The organism is Pseudomonas sp. GM60 (genome assembly GCF_000282415.1).
Classification (GTDB): domain Bacteria; phylum Pseudomonadota; class Gammaproteobacteria; order Pseudomonadales; family Pseudomonadaceae; genus Aquipseudomonas; species Aquipseudomonas migulae.
In genome coordinates this window covers 13,420-31,062 of the sequence record NZ_AKJI01000133.1, presented here as the reverse complement: position 1 = coordinate 31,062, position 17,643 = coordinate 13,420, and the positions used below count along the sequence as shown (strand labels likewise).

The 17,643-nt window shown below is 58.3% G+C and carries 18 protein-coding genes and 2 pseudogenes; 9 read left to right on the top strand and 11 right to left on the bottom strand.

The window, feature by feature from the left end; translation table 11 throughout:
• Positions 1 to 120 precede the first annotated feature (120 nt).
• The 4 genes and pseudogenes from PMI32_RS03115 to PMI32_RS03130 all read right to left on the bottom strand — a co-directional run bounded on the left by PMI32_RS03115 (position 121) and on the right by PMI32_RS03130 (position 4,354).
• Positions 121 to 1,953 (bottom strand): ABC transporter ATP-binding protein, encoded by a 1,833-nt coding sequence (locus PMI32_RS03115; RefSeq protein ID WP_008034297.1) that lies wholly within the window; start codon positions 1,951 to 1,953, stop codon positions 121 to 123.
• 90 nt (positions 1,954 to 2,043) lie between these two features.
• On the bottom strand, positions 2,044 to 2,607 hold the full coding sequence (locus PMI32_RS03120; protein ID WP_008034295.1) for a peptidylprolyl isomerase A: 564 nt from the start codon (positions 2,605 to 2,607) through the stop codon (positions 2,044 to 2,046).
• Positions 2,608 to 2,610: 3 nt separating this feature from the next.
• Positions 2,611 to 3,416, bottom strand: a pseudogene (locus tag PMI32_RS03125) (alpha/beta fold hydrolase).
• 14 nt (positions 3,417 to 3,430) lie between these two features.
• A complete protein-coding gene (locus PMI32_RS03130; protein WP_008034291.1) occupies positions 3,431 to 4,354 on the bottom strand; it encodes a PA3225 family LysR-type transcriptional regulator in 924 nt (307 codons plus the stop codon).
• A gap of 49 nt (positions 4,355 to 4,403) precedes the next feature.
• On the opposite strand from PMI32_RS03130, the gene PMI32_RS03135 reads away from it, so the two are divergent.
• The 3 genes from PMI32_RS03135 to PMI32_RS03145 all read left to right on the top strand — a co-directional run bounded on the left by PMI32_RS03135 (position 4,404) and on the right by PMI32_RS03145 (position 6,663).
• On the top strand, positions 4,404 to 4,718 hold the full coding sequence (locus tag PMI32_RS03135) for a hypothetical protein (protein WP_008034289.1): 315 nt from the start codon (positions 4,404 to 4,406) through the stop codon (positions 4,716 to 4,718).
• A gap of 232 nt (positions 4,719 to 4,950) precedes the next feature.
• A complete protein-coding gene (locus PMI32_RS03140; RefSeq protein WP_008034287.1) occupies positions 4,951 to 5,550 on the top strand; it encodes an FMN-dependent NADH-azoreductase in 600 nt (199 codons plus the stop codon).
• Between the two features lie 246 nt (positions 5,551 to 5,796).
• Complete coding sequence (locus PMI32_RS03145; protein WP_008034285.1) at positions 5,797 to 6,663, top strand: carboxylate/amino acid/amine transporter; 867 nt, start codon at positions 5,797 to 5,799, stop codon at positions 6,661 to 6,663.
• A 103-nt stretch (positions 6,664 to 6,766) separates the two neighbouring features.
• On the opposite strand, the gene PMI32_RS03150 is transcribed toward PMI32_RS03145, so the two are convergent.
• Positions 6,767 to 7,654: a LysR family transcriptional regulator gene (locus tag PMI32_RS03150; RefSeq protein ID WP_008034284.1), complete on the bottom strand. Its 888-nt coding sequence runs from the start codon at positions 7,652 to 7,654 to the stop codon at positions 6,767 to 6,769.
• Positions 7,655 to 7,813: 159 nt separating this feature from the next.
• On the opposite strand from PMI32_RS03150, the gene PMI32_RS03155 reads away from it, so the two are divergent.
• Positions 7,814 to 8,458: a hydrolase gene (locus tag PMI32_RS03155; RefSeq protein WP_008034283.1), complete on the top strand. Its 645-nt coding sequence runs from the start codon at positions 7,814 to 7,816 to the stop codon at positions 8,456 to 8,458.
• Positions 8,459 to 8,574: 116 nt separating this feature from the next.
• Here the strand turns inward: PMI32_RS03155 and PMI32_RS03160 are convergent, their stop codons facing one another.
• On the bottom strand, positions 8,575 to 9,873 hold the full coding sequence (locus PMI32_RS03160) for a mechanosensitive ion channel family protein (RefSeq protein ID WP_008034280.1): 1,299 nt from the start codon (positions 9,871 to 9,873) through the stop codon (positions 8,575 to 8,577).
• Between the two features lie 193 nt (positions 9,874 to 10,066).
• On the opposite strand from PMI32_RS03160, the gene PMI32_RS03165 reads away from it, so the two are divergent.
• Positions 10,067 to 11,413, top strand: coding sequence for a DEAD/DEAH box helicase (locus PMI32_RS03165; RefSeq protein WP_008034278.1), 1,347 nt, complete (start codon positions 10,067 to 10,069; stop codon positions 11,411 to 11,413).
• A gap of 145 nt (positions 11,414 to 11,558) precedes the next feature.
• On the opposite strand, the gene PMI32_RS03170 is transcribed toward PMI32_RS03165, so the two are convergent.
• Both PMI32_RS03170 and PMI32_RS03175 read right to left on the bottom strand, forming a co-directional pair.
• Entirely contained in the window at positions 11,559 to 11,834 is a 276-nt protein-coding gene (locus tag PMI32_RS03170) for a hypothetical protein (RefSeq protein ID WP_008034277.1), read from the bottom strand.
• Positions 11,835 to 12,091: 257 nt separating this feature from the next.
• A complete protein-coding gene (locus PMI32_RS03175) occupies positions 12,092 to 12,826 on the bottom strand; it encodes a DUF899 domain-containing protein (RefSeq protein WP_008034274.1) in 735 nt (244 codons plus the stop codon).
• A gap of 177 nt (positions 12,827 to 13,003) precedes the next feature.
• Here PMI32_RS03175 and PMI32_RS03180 point away from each other — a divergent pair, with 177 nt between their 5' ends.
• A complete protein-coding gene (locus tag PMI32_RS03180) occupies positions 13,004 to 13,393 on the top strand; it encodes a hypothetical protein (RefSeq protein ID WP_008034272.1) in 390 nt (129 codons plus the stop codon).
• 126 nt (positions 13,394 to 13,519) lie between these two features.
• Here the strand turns inward: PMI32_RS03180 and PMI32_RS03185 are convergent, their stop codons facing one another.
• Positions 13,520 to 14,389 (bottom strand): DUF6279 family lipoprotein, encoded by an 870-nt coding sequence (locus PMI32_RS03185; protein ID WP_008034270.1) that lies wholly within the window; start codon positions 14,387 to 14,389, stop codon positions 13,520 to 13,522.
• 275 nt (positions 14,390 to 14,664) lie between these two features.
• Positions 14,665 to 14,853 (bottom strand): PFL_1563 family small protein, encoded by a 189-nt coding sequence (locus PMI32_RS03190; RefSeq protein WP_028621608.1) that lies wholly within the window; start codon positions 14,851 to 14,853, stop codon positions 14,665 to 14,667.
• A gap of 351 nt (positions 14,854 to 15,204) precedes the next feature.
• Here PMI32_RS03190 and PMI32_RS03195 point away from each other — a divergent pair, with 351 nt between their 5' ends.
• From PMI32_RS03195 to PMI32_RS30925, 3 genes are all read left to right on the top strand, one after another.
• Positions 15,205 to 16,041, top strand: a complete 837-nt coding sequence (locus PMI32_RS03195; RefSeq protein ID WP_008034266.1) for a CvfB family protein — start codon at positions 15,205 to 15,207, stop codon at positions 16,039 to 16,041.
• 165 nt (positions 16,042 to 16,206) lie between these two features.
• The gene (locus PMI32_RS03200) at positions 16,207 to 17,139 is read left to right on the top strand and encodes a DMT family transporter (protein ID WP_008034264.1); all 933 of its coding nucleotides are present in this window, start codon (positions 16,207 to 16,209) and stop codon (positions 17,137 to 17,139) included.
• Between the two features lie 183 nt (positions 17,140 to 17,322).
• The gene (locus tag PMI32_RS30925) at positions 17,323 to 17,451 is read left to right on the top strand and encodes a PA1414 family protein (protein ID WP_007914492.1); all 129 of its coding nucleotides are present in this window, start codon (positions 17,323 to 17,325) and stop codon (positions 17,449 to 17,451) included.
• 93 nt (positions 17,452 to 17,544) lie between these two features.
• Here PMI32_RS30925 and PMI32_RS30810 read toward each other — a convergent pair.
• Positions 17,545 to 17,634 (bottom strand): annotated as a pseudogene (locus PMI32_RS30810) (acyl carrier protein); the annotation flags it as partial.
• Positions 17,635 to 17,643 lie beyond the last annotated feature (9 nt).

Genomic DNA, 17,643 nt, shown 5'->3' with positions numbered 1-17,643 from the left:
AAAGGGGCAAGAGCGCTTGGTTACTTGGCGCTACTCCAAGTGACTCGCCGTAAGGGCGAAACCAATAGCAGCCGTTACCGCAGCAACGGATATGCCCCCAATCCCAATCCCAATCCCCAATCAATCGATCCCGACAAACCCCCCAGTCTGATGCTGCCACAACCGCGCATACAACCCGCCATGCGCCAGCAGCTCAGCATGGGTCCCCGTCTCGGCAATCTTGCCTTTCTCAAGCACCACCAGCCGGTCCATCCGGGCGATGGTCGAGAGCCGGTGAGCAATGGCAATCACGGTTTTACCCTGCATCAGGGTTTCCAGGCTTTCCTGAATCGCCGCTTCTACTTCCGAATCCAGCGCCGAAGTCGCTTCGTCCATGATCAAAATCGGCGCGTCCTTGAGCAGCACGCGGGCGATGGCGATCCGCTGACGCTGACCACCGGAGAGTTTCACCCCACGCTCACCGACATGCGCATCGAAACCGGTGCGTCCCTCGGCGTCCGAGAGCAACGGGATGAACTCGTCGGCTCGGGCCTTGTGCACCGCTTCCCAGAGTTCGGCATCGGTGGCGTCCGGTTTGCCATAGAGCAAATTGTCGCGGATCGAACGGTGCAGCAGCGACGTGTCCTGGGTAATCATGCCGATGCGCTCGCGCAGGCTTTCCTGACCGACTTCGGCAATGTTCTGGCCGTCGATCACGATCCGCCCACCCTGCACGTCATAGAGGCGCAGCAGCAGGTTGACCAGGGTCGATTTACCGGCGCCGGACGGACCGATCAAACCGATTTTTTCACCCGGTTTGATCGTCAGGTTTAGGTCGCCAATGATCCCGCTCTTCTTGCCGTAGTGGAAATCCACGTGCTCGAAACGCACTTCGCCCCGGGCGACGGTCAGCGGTTTGGCCTCCGCACGATCGGTGACGCTGACCGGTTGCGAAATGGTCTGCAAACCGTCCTGAACCATGCCGATGTTTTCGAAAATGCCGGTAACCACCCACATGATCCAGCCGGACATGTTGACGATCCGGATCACCAGGCCGGTGGCCAGTGCAATGGCGCCCACTGTGATCAGCGACTGCGTCCACAGCCACAGCGCCAGGCCCGTGGTGCTGACGATCAGCAAGCCGTTCATGCTGGTGATGACCACGTCCATGCTGGTGACCACGCGGCCAGCCAGTTGGGCTTTTACGGTCTGTTCCTGGATGGCTTCCTTGGCGTATTGCTGTTCGAAATTGGTGTGGGCGAACAGCTTCAGCGTGGTGATGTTGGTATAGCCGTCGACGATCCGGCCCATGAGCTTGGAACGCGCATCCGAAGACACCACGGAGCGCTCTTTCACCCGTGGCACGAAGTAGCAGAGGGCGCCGATGTAGGCGGCGATCCAGGTCAGCAACGGGATCATCAGGCGCCAGTCGGCTTCGGCGAACAGCACCAGCGAACTGATCGCGTAGATCAGCACATGCCACAGCGCGTCCACCGCTTGCACAGCGGAATCGCGCAGCGAGTTGCCGGTCTGCATGATGCGTTGGGCGATGCGCCCGGCGAAGTCGTTCTGGAAGAAATTCAGGCTCTGTTTGAGCACGTAGCTGTGGTTCTGCCAGCGGATCATGCTGGTCATGCTCGGGCTCAGGGTCTGGTGCACCAGCAAGTCATGCAGGCCCACGAACACCGGGCGAAGGATCAGCGCCACGACGGCCATCCAGGCCAGTTCGATGCCGTGTTCCTTGAAGAAATTGGCGTTCGGCGTGCCTTGGGCCAGGTCGATGATGCGGCTCAGGTAGCTGAACAGCGCCACTTCGATCAGTGCGCCGAACAGGCCGACGGTCAGCAGGGCCGCAAAACTCGGCCAGACCTGCTTCAGGTAATAGGTATAGAAGGGCAGAACACGGTCGGGCGGAGCCGCCGTCGGGGCGTCACGGAATACGTCAATCAATTGTTCAAAACGGCGATAAAGCATCGGTTCTCCACCCGCGTGCGGGCTCTCCTTTAAACGCTATGAGCGGCGCCGAATACCGGCGGCCGCTCAACATCCCTGTGCCTGTGGATCTCAGTCGATGCGCTTGGCCGACTTGATCAGCACCGGGTCGATAGGCACGTTCTGCATGCCGCTTTTGGTGGTGGTTTGCGAATTGACGATGATGTCCACCACGTCCATGCCCTTGACCACTTTGGCGAACACCGCGTAACCGGCGTCGCGACCCGGGTCGAGGAACGCATTGTCGGCGACGTTGATGAAGAACTGGCTGGTGGCCGAATCCGGGTTCGACGTGCGCGCCATCGACAAGGTGCCCCGTACGTTATGCAGGCCGTTGCTGGCCTCGTTCTTGATCGGTGCCTTGGTGTCTTTTTGCGCCATCTGCGCAGTGAAACCGCCGCCCTGGGCCATGAAACCCGGGATCACACGGTGGAAAATCGTGTTGTTGTAGAAGCCGCTGTCGACGTACTCAAGAAAGTTCTTGGTACTGATCGGCGCCTTGACCGGGTCCAGTTCGATTTCGATCTGGCCGTTGGTGGTTTCCAGCAAAACGTGCGGCGCCTTGGCGGGCGTAGCAGCCATCAGGTTGGCGGCAAACAGAACGGTGCCAGCGACGAGGGCGATTTTTTTCAGCATGGGTCAGTGATCCTGAGTGTGGTGGTGTCGACTGCGGTGAGAAACTCGAGCAGGGTTTGGTTGAAGCGTTCGGGTTGATCCAGCGGGGTGGCGTGACGCGAATCGGCGATCACCACCAGCCGCGCATCGGGCAGCAGTTTTACATAGTTCTCTTTCAGCGCTACCGGCGTGTAGTCCCGGTCGGCGCTGACAATGAGGGTTGGACAGGACACCCTGGAGAGTCGTTCCTGAACCCCCCAACCAACAATCGCGTCGAAGCTGGCGAGATAAGCATGTTTGTCGTTTTTTGCCCAGCGCTCGGCCATCTTTTGACGCAATTCGGCTTGTTCCGGCTTGGGGAACAGTTTGCCGCCAAGGGCCTTGCCGATGGTGCCCAGGCTGAGTGCGCGCATCAGGCTCCAGCGCTTGAACCACTGCCAATAGTCGTCGCGGCTGCGCAGTTTGACCTCGGGCGCGCTGTTGACGATGCACAGACTTTTGAGCAGTTTTGGCTGATCCACCGCCAGTTGAAAGCCGATCATGCCACCCATCGAAAGTCCCACATAATGTGTCGGGCCGAGGTTCAGATGTTCGATCAGGGCGACCAGGTCAGCGCTGAACCCGGCGATGCTGTAGCGCTCGCGGGGCTTGTCGGAACGACCGTGGCCGCGCACATCTGGCACGATCACTCGGTAGCGGGCGGACAGCGCCGGGATCTGTTTTTCCCAGTCCAAGGTGCTGGAACCGAGCCCGTGAACCAGTAGCAACGGCGTGCCGTGGCCATATTCCTCATAGTGCAGGTTGCAACCTTCGTGTTCGAAATAGGCCATGCGATCACTCCGTGTCAGGCTTGTTCTGGGGCGGCGAAGGGCGCATCCAGCGGCGCGGTGTCGAAGGTGCGCAGCAGTTCGATGAGGATTTGCGTGGCCGGGCCCAAGGGTTTTTCCTTGTTCGAATACAGGTAGAAGCTCGGGTTCCGGCTACCGCCCTGATCCAACGGTAGCAGCTTGAGCGTACCTTCCTTGAGTTCGCGTTCGATCATGTGTCGTGGCAACCACGCAAACCCCAGGCCGCTGCTGACAAACGTCGCGGCGGTGGCCAGGCTGCCGACGGTCCAGCGCTGTTCGGCGCCGAGCCAGCCGACGTCGCGTGGCTGTTGACGGCCGGAGTCGCGGATCACCACTTGCATCTGGCTTTCCAGGTCCTGGAAATTCAGTTCACGGTTCAATCGATGCAGGGCGTGCTCGGGGTGGGCGACAGCGACGAATTCAACGTCGCTCAACTCCGCGCCCAGGTAGCCGGGAATACTGAACCCGGTGATCGCCAGATCGGCCACGCCTTCAAGCAGGACTTCCTCCACGCCTGACAACACTTCTTCGCGCAGACGCACGCGGCAGCCACGGCTTTGCGGCATGAACGCGGTCAAGGCGCGGACGAGGCGGGCGCTCGGGTACGCGGCGTCGACCACCAAGCGCACCTCCGCTTCCCAGCCTTGCTCCATGTGATGCGCCAGGTCTTCCAGTTGGCTGGCCTGTTTCACCAGTTGCCGCGAGCGACGCAGCAAGACGCCGCCGGCCTCGGTCAGCACCGCCTTGCGGCCGTCGATGCGCAGCAATGGCACGCCGAGTTGATCCTGCATGCGCGCTACGGTGTAGCTGACCGACGATTGCGAGCGATGCAGCGCTTCGGCGGCCTGGGCGAAACCGCCGTGGTCGACCACGGCCTGTAACGTTCGCCATTGATCAAGGGTCACGCGGGGCGCTTTCATCTTGAGCTCCTCTTGTCCTAAGCTGGCGGCTCTTATTGGAGACTGCCGAATGAAAAAATTCTGTTGTGTGGTGCTGGCGATGTTGCCGTTGACTGCGTTTGCCTACCCGATCGACGTACAAAAACAGCTGAACGGCATGGACATCGACTACAACGCGTATGACACGGATACCGACATCGCCTCCATACAGGTCAACAACTTCGGCAGCACCGATGCAGTCTGTAAGGTGGTTTTCAATAACGGTCCGGAAGCGCCGCGCACCCGCAATATCGAAGTGGCGGCCGGCAAGCACAAAAATGCCACTGCCAAGTTCAACCGGACCATCATCAAGATGCGCATCAACCTGACCTGCACCCCGAAATAACACCAACACCCTTGTAGGAGTGAGCCTGCTCGCGATAGCTGTGTATCAGGCTAGAGAGATAGTGCCTGACCCACCGCTATCGCGAGCAGGCTCGCTCCCACATGAAGCATGCTCAGCTTATAAACGAATTTATTGATGGGTTATAGCAGTTATTTGCGCTTTTTCATCGATATGACTCTGTTTAACCTTCACTCCATCGACTTACAGCATTCTCAGATGGAGGCTACATCCCATGTCCCGCGTTCTGATCATCGAAAGCAGTGCCCGTCAGCAAGACTCGGTTTCGCGTCAACTGACCCAGACCTTCATCAGCCAGTGGAAAACCGCTCACCCGAACGACCAGATCACTGTCCGTGACCTGGCTGTCAATCCGGTGCCGCACCTGGACATCAACCTGCTGGGCGGCTGGATGAAACCCGCCGAGCAGCGCAATGACATCGAACAGGCTTCCCTGGAGCGCTCCAACCAGTTGACCGATGAATTGCTGGCCGCCGACGTATTGGTCATGGCCGCACCGATGTACAACTTCGCGATCCCCAGCACGCTGAAAGCCTGGCTCGACCACGTGCTGCGAGCCGGTGTGACCTTCAAATACACCGACACCGGCCCGCAAGGCCTGCTCAGTGGCAAACGCGCTTACGTGCTGACCGCTCGCGGCGGGATCTACGCCGGTAGCACTGCGGATCATCAGGAACCGTACCTGCGTCAGGTCATGGGTTTCATCGGAATCCACGATGTGACCTTCATCCACGCCGAAGGCATGAACCTGGGCGGTGACTTCCAGGAGAAGGGCCTGAACCAGGCCAACGCCAAGCTTTCCCAAGTGGCCTGAGGCTTTAATCGCCAGATAATCGCTGGATGGTCTAGTGACCTGGCGCAACCCTTCAAGCCTGTACGCGCATCGACCTCCCTTTGCACTTGTTGCTCCTGAGTGCTGTAGCCCGATTGAACGCTTTAGCGAGATCGGGCTTTTTTTTGCCTGCGATTTGATGGGTACGCGTACCACTGTAGGAGCCGGCGTGTCTCGCGATCGTCGGCAAAACCCGCTATCTTCGCCGCCATTCAAAACGAGGCGAGCATGGGCTATCTACTTTTTGTCACGCTGATCCAGGCGTTTTCCTTCAGTCTGATCGGCGAATACCTGGCCGGTCATGTCGACAGTTACTTCGCGGTGCTGGTGCGCGTGCTGCTGGCAGGGCTGGTGTTTATTCCGTTGACGCGTTGGCGCTCGGTGGAGCCAGCGTTCATGCGCGGCATGCTGCTGATCGGTGCGTTGCAGTTCGGCGTGACTTACGTCTGCCTGTACCTGAGCTTCCGGGTGCTGACGGTGCCGGAAGTGTTGCTGTTCACCATCCTTACGCCGCTGCATGTGACGCTGATCGAAGACGCGCTGAACCGGCGCTTCAATCCATGGGCCCTGGTCGCGGCGCTGGTGGCGGTGCTCGGCGCGGCGGTGATTCGCTTCGACCGGATCAACCCGGATTTCTTCATGGGGTTCCTGCTGCTGCAACTGGCCAACTTCACCTACGCCGCCGGGCAGGTGCTTTATAAGCATCTGGTGGCGCGTCATCCAAGCGATCTGCCGCATTACCGGCGCTTCGGTTATTTCTATCTCGGTGCTCTGGCGGTGGCGTTGCCGGCGTTTCTGTTGTTCGGCAAACAGAACTTCCTGCCCGAAGCACCGCTGCAATGGGGCGTGCTGGTGTTCCTCGGCCTGGTCTCGACCGCGCTGGGGTTGTACTGGTGGAACAAGGGCGCGTGCCTGGTGAATGGCGGGACGCTGGCGGTGATGAACAATCTGCATGTGCCAGTGGGGTTGCTGATCAATCTGCTGATCTGGAATCAGCATGAAGAGCTGGGGCGGTTGTTCTTTGGCGGGTCGGTGATTTTGATGGCGGTGTGGATCAGCAGACTGGGTGTACGAAAGTCGTTGGCAATCACCTGACTCCTGTAGGAGCCGGCTTGCCGGCGAAGGCGGAGTGTCAGTCGACATACCAGTTACCTGTCACACCGCTATCGCCGGCAAGCCGGCTCCTACAAGGGTTGTGTTATTTCTCTGCCAGTTGCGCCACCAGAAACTCGATGAACGTCCGGGTCTTCTGCGGCACCCGGCGTGCCGATGGATAGACCGCGTTAATCGTGATCGCAGGCGCCTGCCATTCACACATCACCGGCACCAACCGGCCAGCCGCCAGCGCATCCTCGACAATGAAATTGGGCAACAGCGCGATACCCATGCCGGCCTCGGCGGCTTGGGCGAGCAAGTCGCCATTGTTGGCGTGCAGCGGGCCCGTGACGTTGACCCGTTGGGTTTCCTTGCCGTTGCATAGCTGCAAACTCACGCCACTTTGCAAATACCCATAGTTCAAACATTGATGGGCTCGCAGATCCTGCGGCGTCTGCGGAGTGCCTGCACGTTCGAGATACGCAGGTGAGGCGACCATGATTCGCGGGGCCGGCGCCAGTTGCCGGGCAATCATCGTCGAGTCCGGCATGCTGGCGATGCGGATGGTCACGTCGAAACCACCGCGCACCGGGTCAACCTGCTGATCGCTGAGCACCAGTTGCAGCTCTATGTTCGGGTGTTGTTCATGAAACAGCGGAATCAGCGGCCCCAGCCGGCGCAACCCGAAGGACATCGGCGCATTGACCCGCAGCACTCCGCGTAACTCGCCTATGCCGTTGCGGGCACGCTGTTCGGCCTCGTCCAGCGAGGCCAGTACTTCCCGCGCCGCGTCGAAATACTCCGCGCCAGCCTCGGTCAGGTGCAGGCTGCGCGTGGTGCGCTGCAGCAGTTGCACGCCGATGGCTTCCTCCAGCGCCTGAATCTGTTTGCTGACTTTTGATCGCGGCACATCCATTGCCCGTGCAGCGGCGGCAAAGCCGTTCTCGCCGACCGTGACGACGAACGCGCGCATGCATTCGATGCGATCCATGATTGTCCCTATTTTAGAATCAATGATTCTCGATTTTAGGTAATTGTCCCTTTCCTTGCTAGCCCCTAAAGTGACATCCAAGCCGACGACAAAGCCTCTGGAAGCCACGTCGACTAACCCATTACTGATTTGAACTATCGACATCAAAAGGAACGCGCCATGTCTATTCGTGAACTGCTCAACCCAACCAACTCCGCTCTGATCCTGATTGACCACCAGCCGCAAATGGCTTTCGGCGTGCAGTCGATCGACCGTCAGACCCTGAAGAACAACACCGTCGGCCTGGCCAAGGCCGCCAAGATCTTCAACGTGCCGACGATCTACACCTCGGTGGAAACCGAAAGCTTCAGCGGTTTTATCTGGCCGGAGTTGCTGGCAGTGCACCCGGATCAAAAGCCGATCGAGCGCACCTCGATGAACTCCTGGGAAGACAAGGCGCTGGTTGACGCGGTGAAAGCCACCGGCCGCAAGAAGCTGATCATTGCCGCGCTCTGGACTGAAGTCTGCCTGACCTTCCCGGCGCTGGAAGCCCTGGCTGAAGGCTACGAGGTGTACATCGTGACCGACGCGTCTGGCGGCACCACCAAAGAAGCTCACGACATGTCGGTGCAACGGATGATTCAGGCAGGCGCGGTGCCGGTCACCTGGCAACAAGTGCTGCTGGAATACCAGCGTGACTGGGCACACAAAGACACTTACGAGGCGGTGATGGAGCTGGTGCTGGAACACAGCGGCGCGTATGGCATGGGTGTGGATTACGCCTACACCATGGTGCACAAGGCGCCGCAGCGAAAAATCAACTGACACCACTACCCCTGTAGGAGCGAGGCTTGCCCGCGAAGGCGGAGTATCAGTCGATAACTATTTTGACTGACACTCCGCCTTCGCGGGCAAGCCTCGCTCCTACAAGGGTTTGGGGGTTACATGATGTGTTTTTCGGGTTCGGGGATGTGGCTTGCGCCTAGCATCGCCGGGAGCAACCCGGCCCGCAGATCCCCGCCACTCGGCTGCTGATAAAGGCTCAAGCCAAACTCCGGCAGCACCGCCAGCAGATAATCGAAAATATCCCCCTGAATCCGCTCGTAATCCGCCCATGCTGTGGTGCGGGTGAAGCAGTAGATTTCCAGCGGAATCCCCTGCGCCGTGGTCTGCATCTGCCGCACCATGCAGGTCATGTTCGGCTGGACCTCCGGGTGACTCTTCAAATACGCCAGCGCGTAGGCGCGGAAGGTCCCGATGTTGGTCATCCGCCGACGGTTGGCCGACATTGCCGCGACGTTGCCCTGAGCCTCGTTCCAGGCCTTGAGTTCAGCCTGTTTGCGGCTGATGTAATCGGTCAGCAGGTGCACCTGGGACAGCTTTTGCTCTTCGTCATCGCGGATGAATCGCACGCCGCTGGCGTCGATGAACAAGCTGCGCTTGATCCGTCGTCCGCCGGACTGCTGCATGCCGCGCCAGTTCTTGAACGACTCGGACATCAGGCGCCAGGTCGGAATCGAAACGATGGTCTTGTCGAAGTTCTGCACCTTGACCGTGTGCAGCGTGATGTCCACCACATCGCCATCGGCGCCGACTTGCGGCATCTCGATCCAGTCGCCGACCCGCAGCATGTCGTTGCTGGTCAACTGCACGCTGGCGACAAACGACAACAATGTGTCCTTGTAGACCAACAGAATCACCGCCGACATGGCGCCCAGACCCGACAGCAGCAACAGCGGCGAACGGTCGATCAACGTGGCGACGATGATTATTGCGCCAAATACGTACAACACCATTTTCGCCAGTTGCACGTAGCCTTTGATCGAGCGGGTGCGGGCGTGTTCGGTGCGGGCGTAGATGTCCAGCAACGCATTGAGCAGGGCGCTGATCGCCAGCACCAGGAACAGAATGGTGAAGGCCAGTGCGACGTTGCCGAGGAAAATCAGGCTGGTTTTGCCCAGCTCCGGCACCAGATGCAAGCCGAACTGGATTACCAGCGACGGCGTCATCTGCGCCAGGCGATGAAACACCTTGTTCTGGCGAAAGTCGTTGACCCAGTGCAACGCCGGTTGGCGGCCGAGCATTTTGGTCGCGTGCAGGATCAGGTAACGCGCCACTCGTCCGAGGGTCAGTGCCACCACCAGCAACAGAAGCAGCCCGAGGCCGGAATGCAGGAGCGGATGCTGATCGAGAGCACCCCAGATGTCTTGGACGTTGAGCCAGAGCTGTTTGATATCCATGGGTAAAACCGTTTCTTCTATTGTCCGTGTCGGACCGATTAGAGCATTTAAGACGCTTTGCATGACGTTTAAGGACAAAAGAGGCAACAAAAAAGCCACTGTTTACGGTCGATTGCATAAAGAAACTCGGCCTTCGCGCTCGAAACCGTTACCCTATGCAGCTGTTTTTTTGTATTTCTTCGAGGTAGCACCCGTGTTTTCCCAATTCGCCCTGCACGAACGCCTGCTCAAAGCCGTGGCCGAGCTTAAATTTGTCGAGCCAACGCCTGTGCAAGCAGCGGCTATTCCGCTGGCGCTCCAAGGGCGTGACCTGCGGGTGACAGCGCAAACCGGTAGCGGCAAAACCGCTGCTTTCGTTTTGCCGATCCTCAACCGTCTGATCGGCCCGGCGAAAATCCGCGTCAGCATCAAGACCCTGATCCTGCTGCCAACCCGCGAGCTGGCCCAGCAGACCATCAAGGAAGTCGAGCGCTTTGCGCAATTCACCTTCATCAAGTCCGGCCTGATCACCGGCGGTGAAGACTTCAAGGTCCAGGCCGCCATGCTGCGCAAGGTGCCGGACATCCTGATCGGTACGCCGGGCCGGATGATCGAGCAACTGAATGCCGGCAACCTCGACCTGAAAGAAGTCGAAGTGCTGGTGCTCGACGAAGCCGACCGTATGCTGGACATGGGCTTTGCCGAAGACGTGCAGCGTCTGGTGGACGAGTGCACCAATCGCCAGCAGACCATGCTGTTCTCCGCCACCACTGGCGGTTCGGGCCTGCGCGAGATGGTTGCCAAGGTTCTGAACAACCCGGAACACCTGCAGCTGAACAACGTCAGCGACCTGAATGCGACCACTCGCCAGCAGATCATCACCGCTGACCACAACCAGCACAAAGAGCAGATCGTGAACTGGCTGCTGGCCAACGAGACCTATCAGAAGGCCATCGTGTTCACCAACACCCGGGCCATGGCCGACCGTATCTACGGCCGCCTGGTGGCGCAGGAATACAAAGCGTTCGTCCTGCACGGTGACAAGGACCAGAAAGACCGCAAGCTGGCGATCGATCGCCTGAAGCAAGGCGGCGTGAAAATCCTCGTGGCCACCGACGTTGCCGCTCGCGGCCTGGACGTTGATGGCCTGGACCTGGTGATCAACTTCGACATGCCGCGCAGCGGCGACGAATACGTTCACCGCATCGGTCGCACCGGTCGTGCCGGCAACGATGGCCTGGCCATCTCGCTGATCTGTCACGGCGACTGGAACCTGATGTCGAGCATCGAGCGCTACCTCAAGCAGAGCTTCGAGCGCCGCACCATCAAGGAAGTCAAAGGCACCTACGGCGGACCGAAAAAGGTCAAGGCCTCGGGCAAAGCGGTTGGCGTGAAGAAGAAAAAGGTCGACGCCAAGGGCGAGAAGAAGAAAACCGGCGCCAAGGCACCGACCAAGCGCAAAATCGCCAACCGCCCGAAGACCGACGCCCTGTCGCTGGTCAGCAAGGACGGCATGGCCCCGCTCAAGCGCCGCAAGCCGGAAGCGCCGGCTGCTGAATAAAGCGCCGTAGCGATCCCATAAAAAAACCGGACAAATGTCCGGTTTTTTTTATAACGCGATCCCCTGTAGGAGCCGGCTTGCCGGCGATGCGATCTAACAGATACACCGCGGTGCAGCCATCGCCAGCAAGCTGGCTCCTACAAGGTTAGCTCTCAGCTTTTTTATCCGCTGTTTCCAACTCCTTCATGCGCTGATCGATCAACTGGCACTTGTCCGGCAGATCCGCGCTGGCCGTGCCCAAATCCATTTTCTGCAACTCGTCGTTGATCTCCTTGGCCTTCTTCGGATTCTGTTCGGTGAGTTTGGCCACTTCCTTGGCCAGTTGTTCGCGTTTGGTGGTGGCTTCCTCGGGTGTGCAGGCCCAAACGGGCAGGGCGCACGCGAGGGTGGCGGCGAGGGTGAGTTTCAGCAGGGTTTTCATATGGCGGGCCTCAGTTCCGGTTAAGGCGGGTTATCCGGTTGAGGGTTGAGATCAGGGGAAAGTTCAGCGTATCGGCTTCTTTTGTTCGAGTGACAAGCTGAAAGCCAATCGCTGGCGATAGCGGTGTGTCAGTTGCATCGGCGTTGATCGTAAGTAAGCATCGCGAGCAAGCTTGCTCCTACAGGAGTTGCGGCGTTCACGGACATTGTGTCCGGTCCTGACCGTTGAGGGAGCAAGCTGGTTCGCGAAGGTGTGGTCTACCCCCCATGGCAGCAGCTCGAACTCACCTTGTCTTCATACCTGTCGTGATGCCGTACCCATTCCATGATCTGCTCTTCGTTGCGCCCCTTGGGTGTCAGGTCGAGGTAGTTATAGGCGCCGACCAGCATGTCCAGGCCACGGGCATAAGTTGAATAGGTGTGAAAAATCTCGCCTGCTTCGTTGCGATAAAACACGCTGAGGCCTGGGAGTTCTTCTTCGGCGCCGTCAGTTTTTTCGTAGTTGTAGGTGGCTTTTCCGGCGGCTACATCTTCAGCTCGGGCCGAGACGCCAAAGTCGTAGTTGAAGTCGCAACCTTCTGACGACACCCAATCGAATTTCCAGCCCATACGTCGCTTGAACGCCTGGAATTCGGCGAAGGGTGCGTGGGAAACCGCGACCACCGCCACGTCGTGATGCGCCAGGTGCTGGTTGGCGCCGTCGATGTGGTCGGACAGGAATGAGCAACCGGGGCAGCCTTCGTCCCAGCCGTCGGCAAACATGAAGTGGTAGATGACCAGTTGGCTGCGACCGCCGAACAGGTCGGCCAGCTTCAATTCACCATTGGGGCCCTGGAAGTGATAGTCCTTGTCGATTTTCACCCAGGGCAGGGCGCGGCGTTCGGCACTGAGTTTGTCCCGTTCCCGGGTGAAGGCTTTTTCGTGGGCCAGGTGCTGTTTGCGGGCGGCGAGCCATTCTTCTCGCGACACAACCGGATGGTTCTGAACGTTCATCGGGTTTTCTCCTGCGCAATGCTGGGCGGTGACTGACACAACCTTGTCGTTTGACCTATGCCAAATTCGACATACCGCCGGTCAGCGCCGTTAAAGAACTGCGCTGAACGGCGGCGAGCGCTGTCGGTCACAAGCTATGAAGGCCATCACACTCACAGGTTTTGGAGGTTGGACAGGATGACGACTTATAACTGGGATTTGATTGAACGCCTGCTGCACGAAGTGCAGAACGCAGCACCCAGCTTCACGCCACGGCCCTATGCCGAGCAGTACGCGGCGGAGAAAGCCACGGAGGGCGAAGAGACTGAGAACCTGGATCACCTGAAAGCGGTGGCCGGCGAGTATGAAAAGTTACTGTTGGCGCGTGGCTACATCGAGCCTCGACCTGAAGAGCAGGGTGGAACCGGTTCGAATTACAGGCTGACGATGCGGGGTTCAAGGTTGTTGAGCCTGATCGACAGCAGCATTCCGGGCAATGATCATCCGCGGCAAGTGCTGGATGAGCAGGATGATGCGCTGGATGAGGTGACGTTTGATGAAGTGGCGTCCCACGCGCAAATTGCCTGAAGACCCCGCATATCCCTTGTAGGAGCTGGCTTGCCAGCGATTGCGGTCTTTCAGCCAGCATGGATGTTGGATGTAACGGCCTCATCGCTGGCAAGCCAGCTCCTACAGGGGGTTGTGGTGAGGTGACTATTCCTGCTTCGCTGTTTTAAGGCACTTCAAGTCGTTGAAGTCTTTGCGCACTCCTTCGATTTTTTTCAGCAGCCGCTGGCGTTGAGCCGGTGTGCTTTCGGCCATCAAATCCACAAACAGGCTTCGTGCCTGTGCTTCGGTGTTGGCGTAGGCCTTGCGGTAATCGGGTGTCCATAAGCTCTCGCGATTCACCAGAAGCGTCTCGATGCGCTGTGGGAATCCTGGACTCTGACGCTGCGCAACCGCCGCGCTGAACTGTTTCTGCCAATGTACGCGGTTGGCAATCCATTGCGTGTTCTGGTCGCCCAACGCATTTGACCAGGCAACGACCCGTTGTTGTTGGGGCGGGCTCAGCGGTCCGATCCAGCCATCCAGACGTTTTTCCATACGCTCGCTACGTTCCTTGACCTGCTGAACGAGCGACGGTTTCACGTAATCCTGCTGGCGTTTTCGCCGGTCCTTGGCGAAGGCTTCGTTCATTTCCGCGACTTGTTTGTCGTCCAGCCCCTGCAACAACTCGATGGCCGACGGGGTGATTTCCCGGGCGGTCTGGGCGATGGCTTGTTTGGCTTCCTGGGTGCGGGATTGCAGCGCTGCGTCGGTGACCTGATTGGTTTCAACCATCACCTGCAAACGGTCCAGCCAGTCGAGATAGCCTGGCAGTTGCGTGGTGCAGTGCCAGCTCAGGTGTTCCTTGAGGCGCTCGTTGAACCAGCCTTTTTGCTCGCCGTTCATGTCCAGGTAATCGCTGAGCGTCCACGGGATGATCACGTCGAGGTTGCGATAGGCCAGGCCCATGCGGCTGCAGGCACCGAGGGCAAGACTGAGGGTGATGACGACGGCGAGACACTTCAACCAGCGCGACATGGGCGAGTCCTTGCGAAAGCGTAGGTTCTCATGTGATCGCAGGATGAGCCTGCCAGTTCAGCCAATCAATAAAACGCGCATTCAGCCTTGAAGGTGATCAGGCCAACGCACTGACAGTTGTGCCCGGAATTGGCGGAGCTACCGGCGAATGCTCGGCATCGAGGGCCGTTCGTCGATTTTTGAAATATTGATGGGGTTTGGCGGGGTGTTACGGGGAGGGTTCCAGTCCAAGCGCTTCGAAGCTCAAAGCGCTTAGGGACCAGGTAACGCGGGTGTTATTTTTTGCCCAAGGTAATCTGCTTGGACGGGCCGAACGTCTGGCCGCTGACGCCTTTGGCAATTTGCTGGATCTCGCCGCCGGATTTGAGGAACGCAGCAATCTGATTGTTGATCGATTCGCTGGTTTCAACGGCTGGAGCTGGCTTTGCTTTGCTGGTGGATGCTTTTACGCGCATGGCGGCCATTAACCTGTAGAAAATTAACTTGGCCACGCATCGTACAGGAAATACTTGACAATTGCTTGGCAAATATCCCCCTGAAATACACATCACAAAAGCGCCATTAATCGCAAGTTATTATTCGAGTTATGTCCCTAAGCTGCTGTTTTAAATAAGAACATCGGTGGGGAGGAATGGATTTTTACCTGGCTGGAAGGGCGATGAATCGACAGGTCGGCCTGACGAGCGGACAGACCCGCCTGTCAAACCCCAGGAAAATTAAGGCCCCCAGAGGATTTTCTCGCGCCACCGGGCCGGGCGCCGAACGCGGCCTGCAAAAACGGGTAGAATGCCGCCCACGCAATGAGGGTATTGGAAATGGCTTTAGTCGGGCGTTACAACAGTTTGCAAGTGGTTAAACACACTAACTTCGGTTTATATCTGGACGGTGGTGCGGACGGCGAAATCCTTCTGCCTAATCGTTATATTCCCAAAGATATTCCCAGCGAAGATGAAGACTGGCTCAACGTTTTTATTTATCTGGACAGCGATGACAAACTCATCGCAACTACCGAAAAGCCGAAAGTTCAGGTCGGTGAATTCGCCAGTTTGAAAGTCGTTGAAGTCAACAGCATCGGCGTCTTCCTGGATTGGGGCTTGCCGAAGGATCTGTTGCTGCCGTTTTCCGAAGAAAAGCGTCAGATGACCGCGGGCGAGTACGTCGTGGTGCATGTCTACCTCGACAAGCACACCCGTCGTATCACCGCGACCGCGCGTCTGGACCGTTACCTGGACAAGACCCCGGCCAACTACACCCCTGGCCAGGAAGTTGATCTGCTGGTTGCCGAAGCCACCGATATGGGCTTCAAGGCAATTATCAACAACAAGCACTGGGGCTTGATCCACAAGAACGAAATCTTCAAGTTCATGCGCGCCGGTAAAGAAGAGAAGGGCTTCATCAAAGAAGTCCGTGCCGATGGCAAGATCAGCCTGAGCCTGCAACCAGTGGGCGAAGAAGCCGCCACCAGCCTGAACTCGAAGATCCTCGCCAAGTTGCGCGACAACAACGGCGCGCTGCCGGTGAGCGACAAGAGCGATCCGGCGGTGATCACCAGCATGTTCGGTGTTAGCAAGGGCAACTTCAAGAAGGCCATCGGCGCGTTGTACAAGAATGGCCAGATCGTCATTCATGCCGATCGCATTGAACTGAAGTGACGTCGCGCAAGATGGCGTCCGTGGTGACTTGAAGGTCTCCCACAGGCTACTTTTTCTGGCCATCTGGTTAATAATCGACAGCATAAATATTTGCCCCGACCTTGAGTCGGGGCTTTGCTTTCTACTGTGAGTCATTGCCATGGATTGTGTTGTCGAGGTGTTCCGGTGAGCGCCACCCGGCGTAGCGCCGATGGGTTTGCCCTGCAAGTGATGGTCGGGTTGTGCCTGATCTGGGGCGTACAGCAAGTCATGATCAAGTGGGCGGCACCGGACATCGCGCCAGTCATGCAGGCGGCCGGTCGGTCAGGAATTTCTGCGTTGCTTGTAGGATTGCTGATCTGCTGGAAGGGCGGTTGGGATCAGGTCAGCCATACATGGCGCGGTGGATTACTGGCCGGCGCGTTGTTTGGACTGGAGTTTTTCTTCATTTCCGAAGGCTTGCAGCTGACCACGGCCGCACACATGTCGGTGTTCCTTTACACGGCGCCGATCTTCACCGCGTTGGGCGTGCACTGGCTGTTGCCGAGTGAGCGTTTAAGACCGGTGCAATGGTTGGGGATTTTTCTGGCGTTTGTCGGGATTGCCATCGCGTTTGCCGGTGGGGTGTCCTGGGACAACCTCGATCACCGCATGTTGATGGGCGATGCACTGGGCGTATTAGCCGGTGCCTCCTGGGGGGCGACCACGGTCGTGGTGCGGGCCTCGCGCCTGTCGGAAGCGCCGGTGACGCTCACGTTGTTCTATCAGTTGATTGTCGGTTTCGTCGGCCTGCTGCTGATCGCGATGCTCAGCGGCCAGGTTACCCACGTCAGTCTGACCACCGTGGCCGTGGCCAGCGTGTTGTTCCAGGGGCTGGTGGTCTCGTTTTTCAGTTACCTGACGTGGTTTTGGCTGTTGCGCCGGTATCTGGCGGCGAACCTCGCGGTGTTTTCGTTCATGACGCCGTTGTTCGGCGTCACGTTCGGTGTGGTGTTGCTGGGGGAGGTGCTGAGTCTCAACTTTGTCATCGGTGCCGTGCTGGTGCTGCTCGGCATTACGTTTGTCAGCGCTGAGCAGTGGGTGCGCCGTCGTTTGCGCAAAGCCCTTGGCCAGCAGTGACCGGTCAACCCAGGGTGTCGATCCAGGCCCAGGCGATTGCCTGAGCTAATGGTCAGGTATTTTGATCAATTCAGTAACAGATCATTGCGGATTTTGCCGAGCATTTCGTAGGACTTCGGACTATTATCAGTGCGAAGGGGCTACAGAATTTCAGCCGCTCGGCACTACCCTGAAGGGGGCACCATGAAAGAGAAAATTCAAAACTGGCTGCATGACCTGGGTGTCGCACTCGGTTTGATCGAACCGCCTCTGCAACCTGTGCCTATTCGCACTGACGATGAACAGCGTCGACGCCAGCAGCGTCGTCGGTAACGTCAAGGTCTGGAACACCGCAGCCGTGTTGTAGCAGCTGTCGACGGCTGCATTCGGCTGCGTAGCAGGTGTAAATTCAAAAATCGGGCGAAATCAGTACCGCCCGATCTCCATCAAAAACCGACTCAGATCATTCGCCGTCCTGGCGATTTTGAGCATCCGGTCTTCTTCGGCGCTAAATGCCTGTTGTTT

Coding starts and splice junctions, on each gene's coding strand:
- PMI32_RS03145 (WP_008034285.1), top strand. CDS start 5,797: ATGGGCTATCTACTTTTTGTCACGCTGATCCAGGCGTTTTCCTTCAGT.
- PMI32_RS03185 (WP_008034270.1), bottom strand. CDS start 14,389: ATGTCGCGCTGGTTGAAGTGTCTCGCCGTCGTCATCACCCTCAGTCTT.
- PMI32_RS03160 (WP_008034280.1), bottom strand. CDS start 9,873: ATGGATATCAAACAGCTCTGGCTCAACGTCCAAGACATCTGGGGTGCT.
- PMI32_RS03170 (WP_008034277.1), bottom strand. CDS start 11,834: ATGAAAACCCTGCTGAAACTCACCCTCGCCGCCACCCTCGCGTGCGCC.
- PMI32_RS03190 (WP_028621608.1), bottom strand. CDS start 14,853: ATGGCCGCCATGCGCGTAAAAGCATCCACCAGCAAAGCAAAGCCAGCT.
- PMI32_RS30925 (WP_007914492.1), top strand. CDS start 17,323: ATGAAAGAGAAAATTCAAAACTGGCTGCATGACCTGGGTGTCGCACTC.
- PMI32_RS03135 (WP_008034289.1), top strand. CDS start 4,404: ATGAAAAAATTCTGTTGTGTGGTGCTGGCGATGTTGCCGTTGACTGCG.
- PMI32_RS03140 (WP_008034287.1), top strand. CDS start 4,951: ATGTCCCGCGTTCTGATCATCGAAAGCAGTGCCCGTCAGCAAGACTCG.
- PMI32_RS03155 (WP_008034283.1), top strand. CDS start 7,814: ATGTCTATTCGTGAACTGCTCAACCCAACCAACTCCGCTCTGATCCTG.
- PMI32_RS03130 (WP_008034291.1), bottom strand. CDS start 4,354: ATGAAAGCGCCCCGCGTGACCCTTGATCAATGGCGAACGTTACAGGCC.
- PMI32_RS03175 (WP_008034274.1), bottom strand. CDS start 12,826: ATGAACGTTCAGAACCATCCGGTTGTGTCGCGAGAAGAATGGCTCGCC.
- PMI32_RS03150 (WP_008034284.1), bottom strand. CDS start 7,654: ATGGATCGCATCGAATGCATGCGCGCGTTCGTCGTCACGGTCGGCGAG.
- PMI32_RS03180 (WP_008034272.1), top strand. CDS start 13,004: ATGACGACTTATAACTGGGATTTGATTGAACGCCTGCTGCACGAAGTG.
- PMI32_RS03115 (WP_008034297.1), bottom strand. CDS start 1,953: ATGCTTTATCGCCGTTTTGAACAATTGATTGACGTATTCCGTGACGCC.
- PMI32_RS03120 (WP_008034295.1), bottom strand. CDS start 2,607: ATGCTGAAAAAAATCGCCCTCGTCGCTGGCACCGTTCTGTTTGCCGCC.
- PMI32_RS03195 (WP_008034266.1), top strand. CDS start 15,205: ATGGCTTTAGTCGGGCGTTACAACAGTTTGCAAGTGGTTAAACACACT.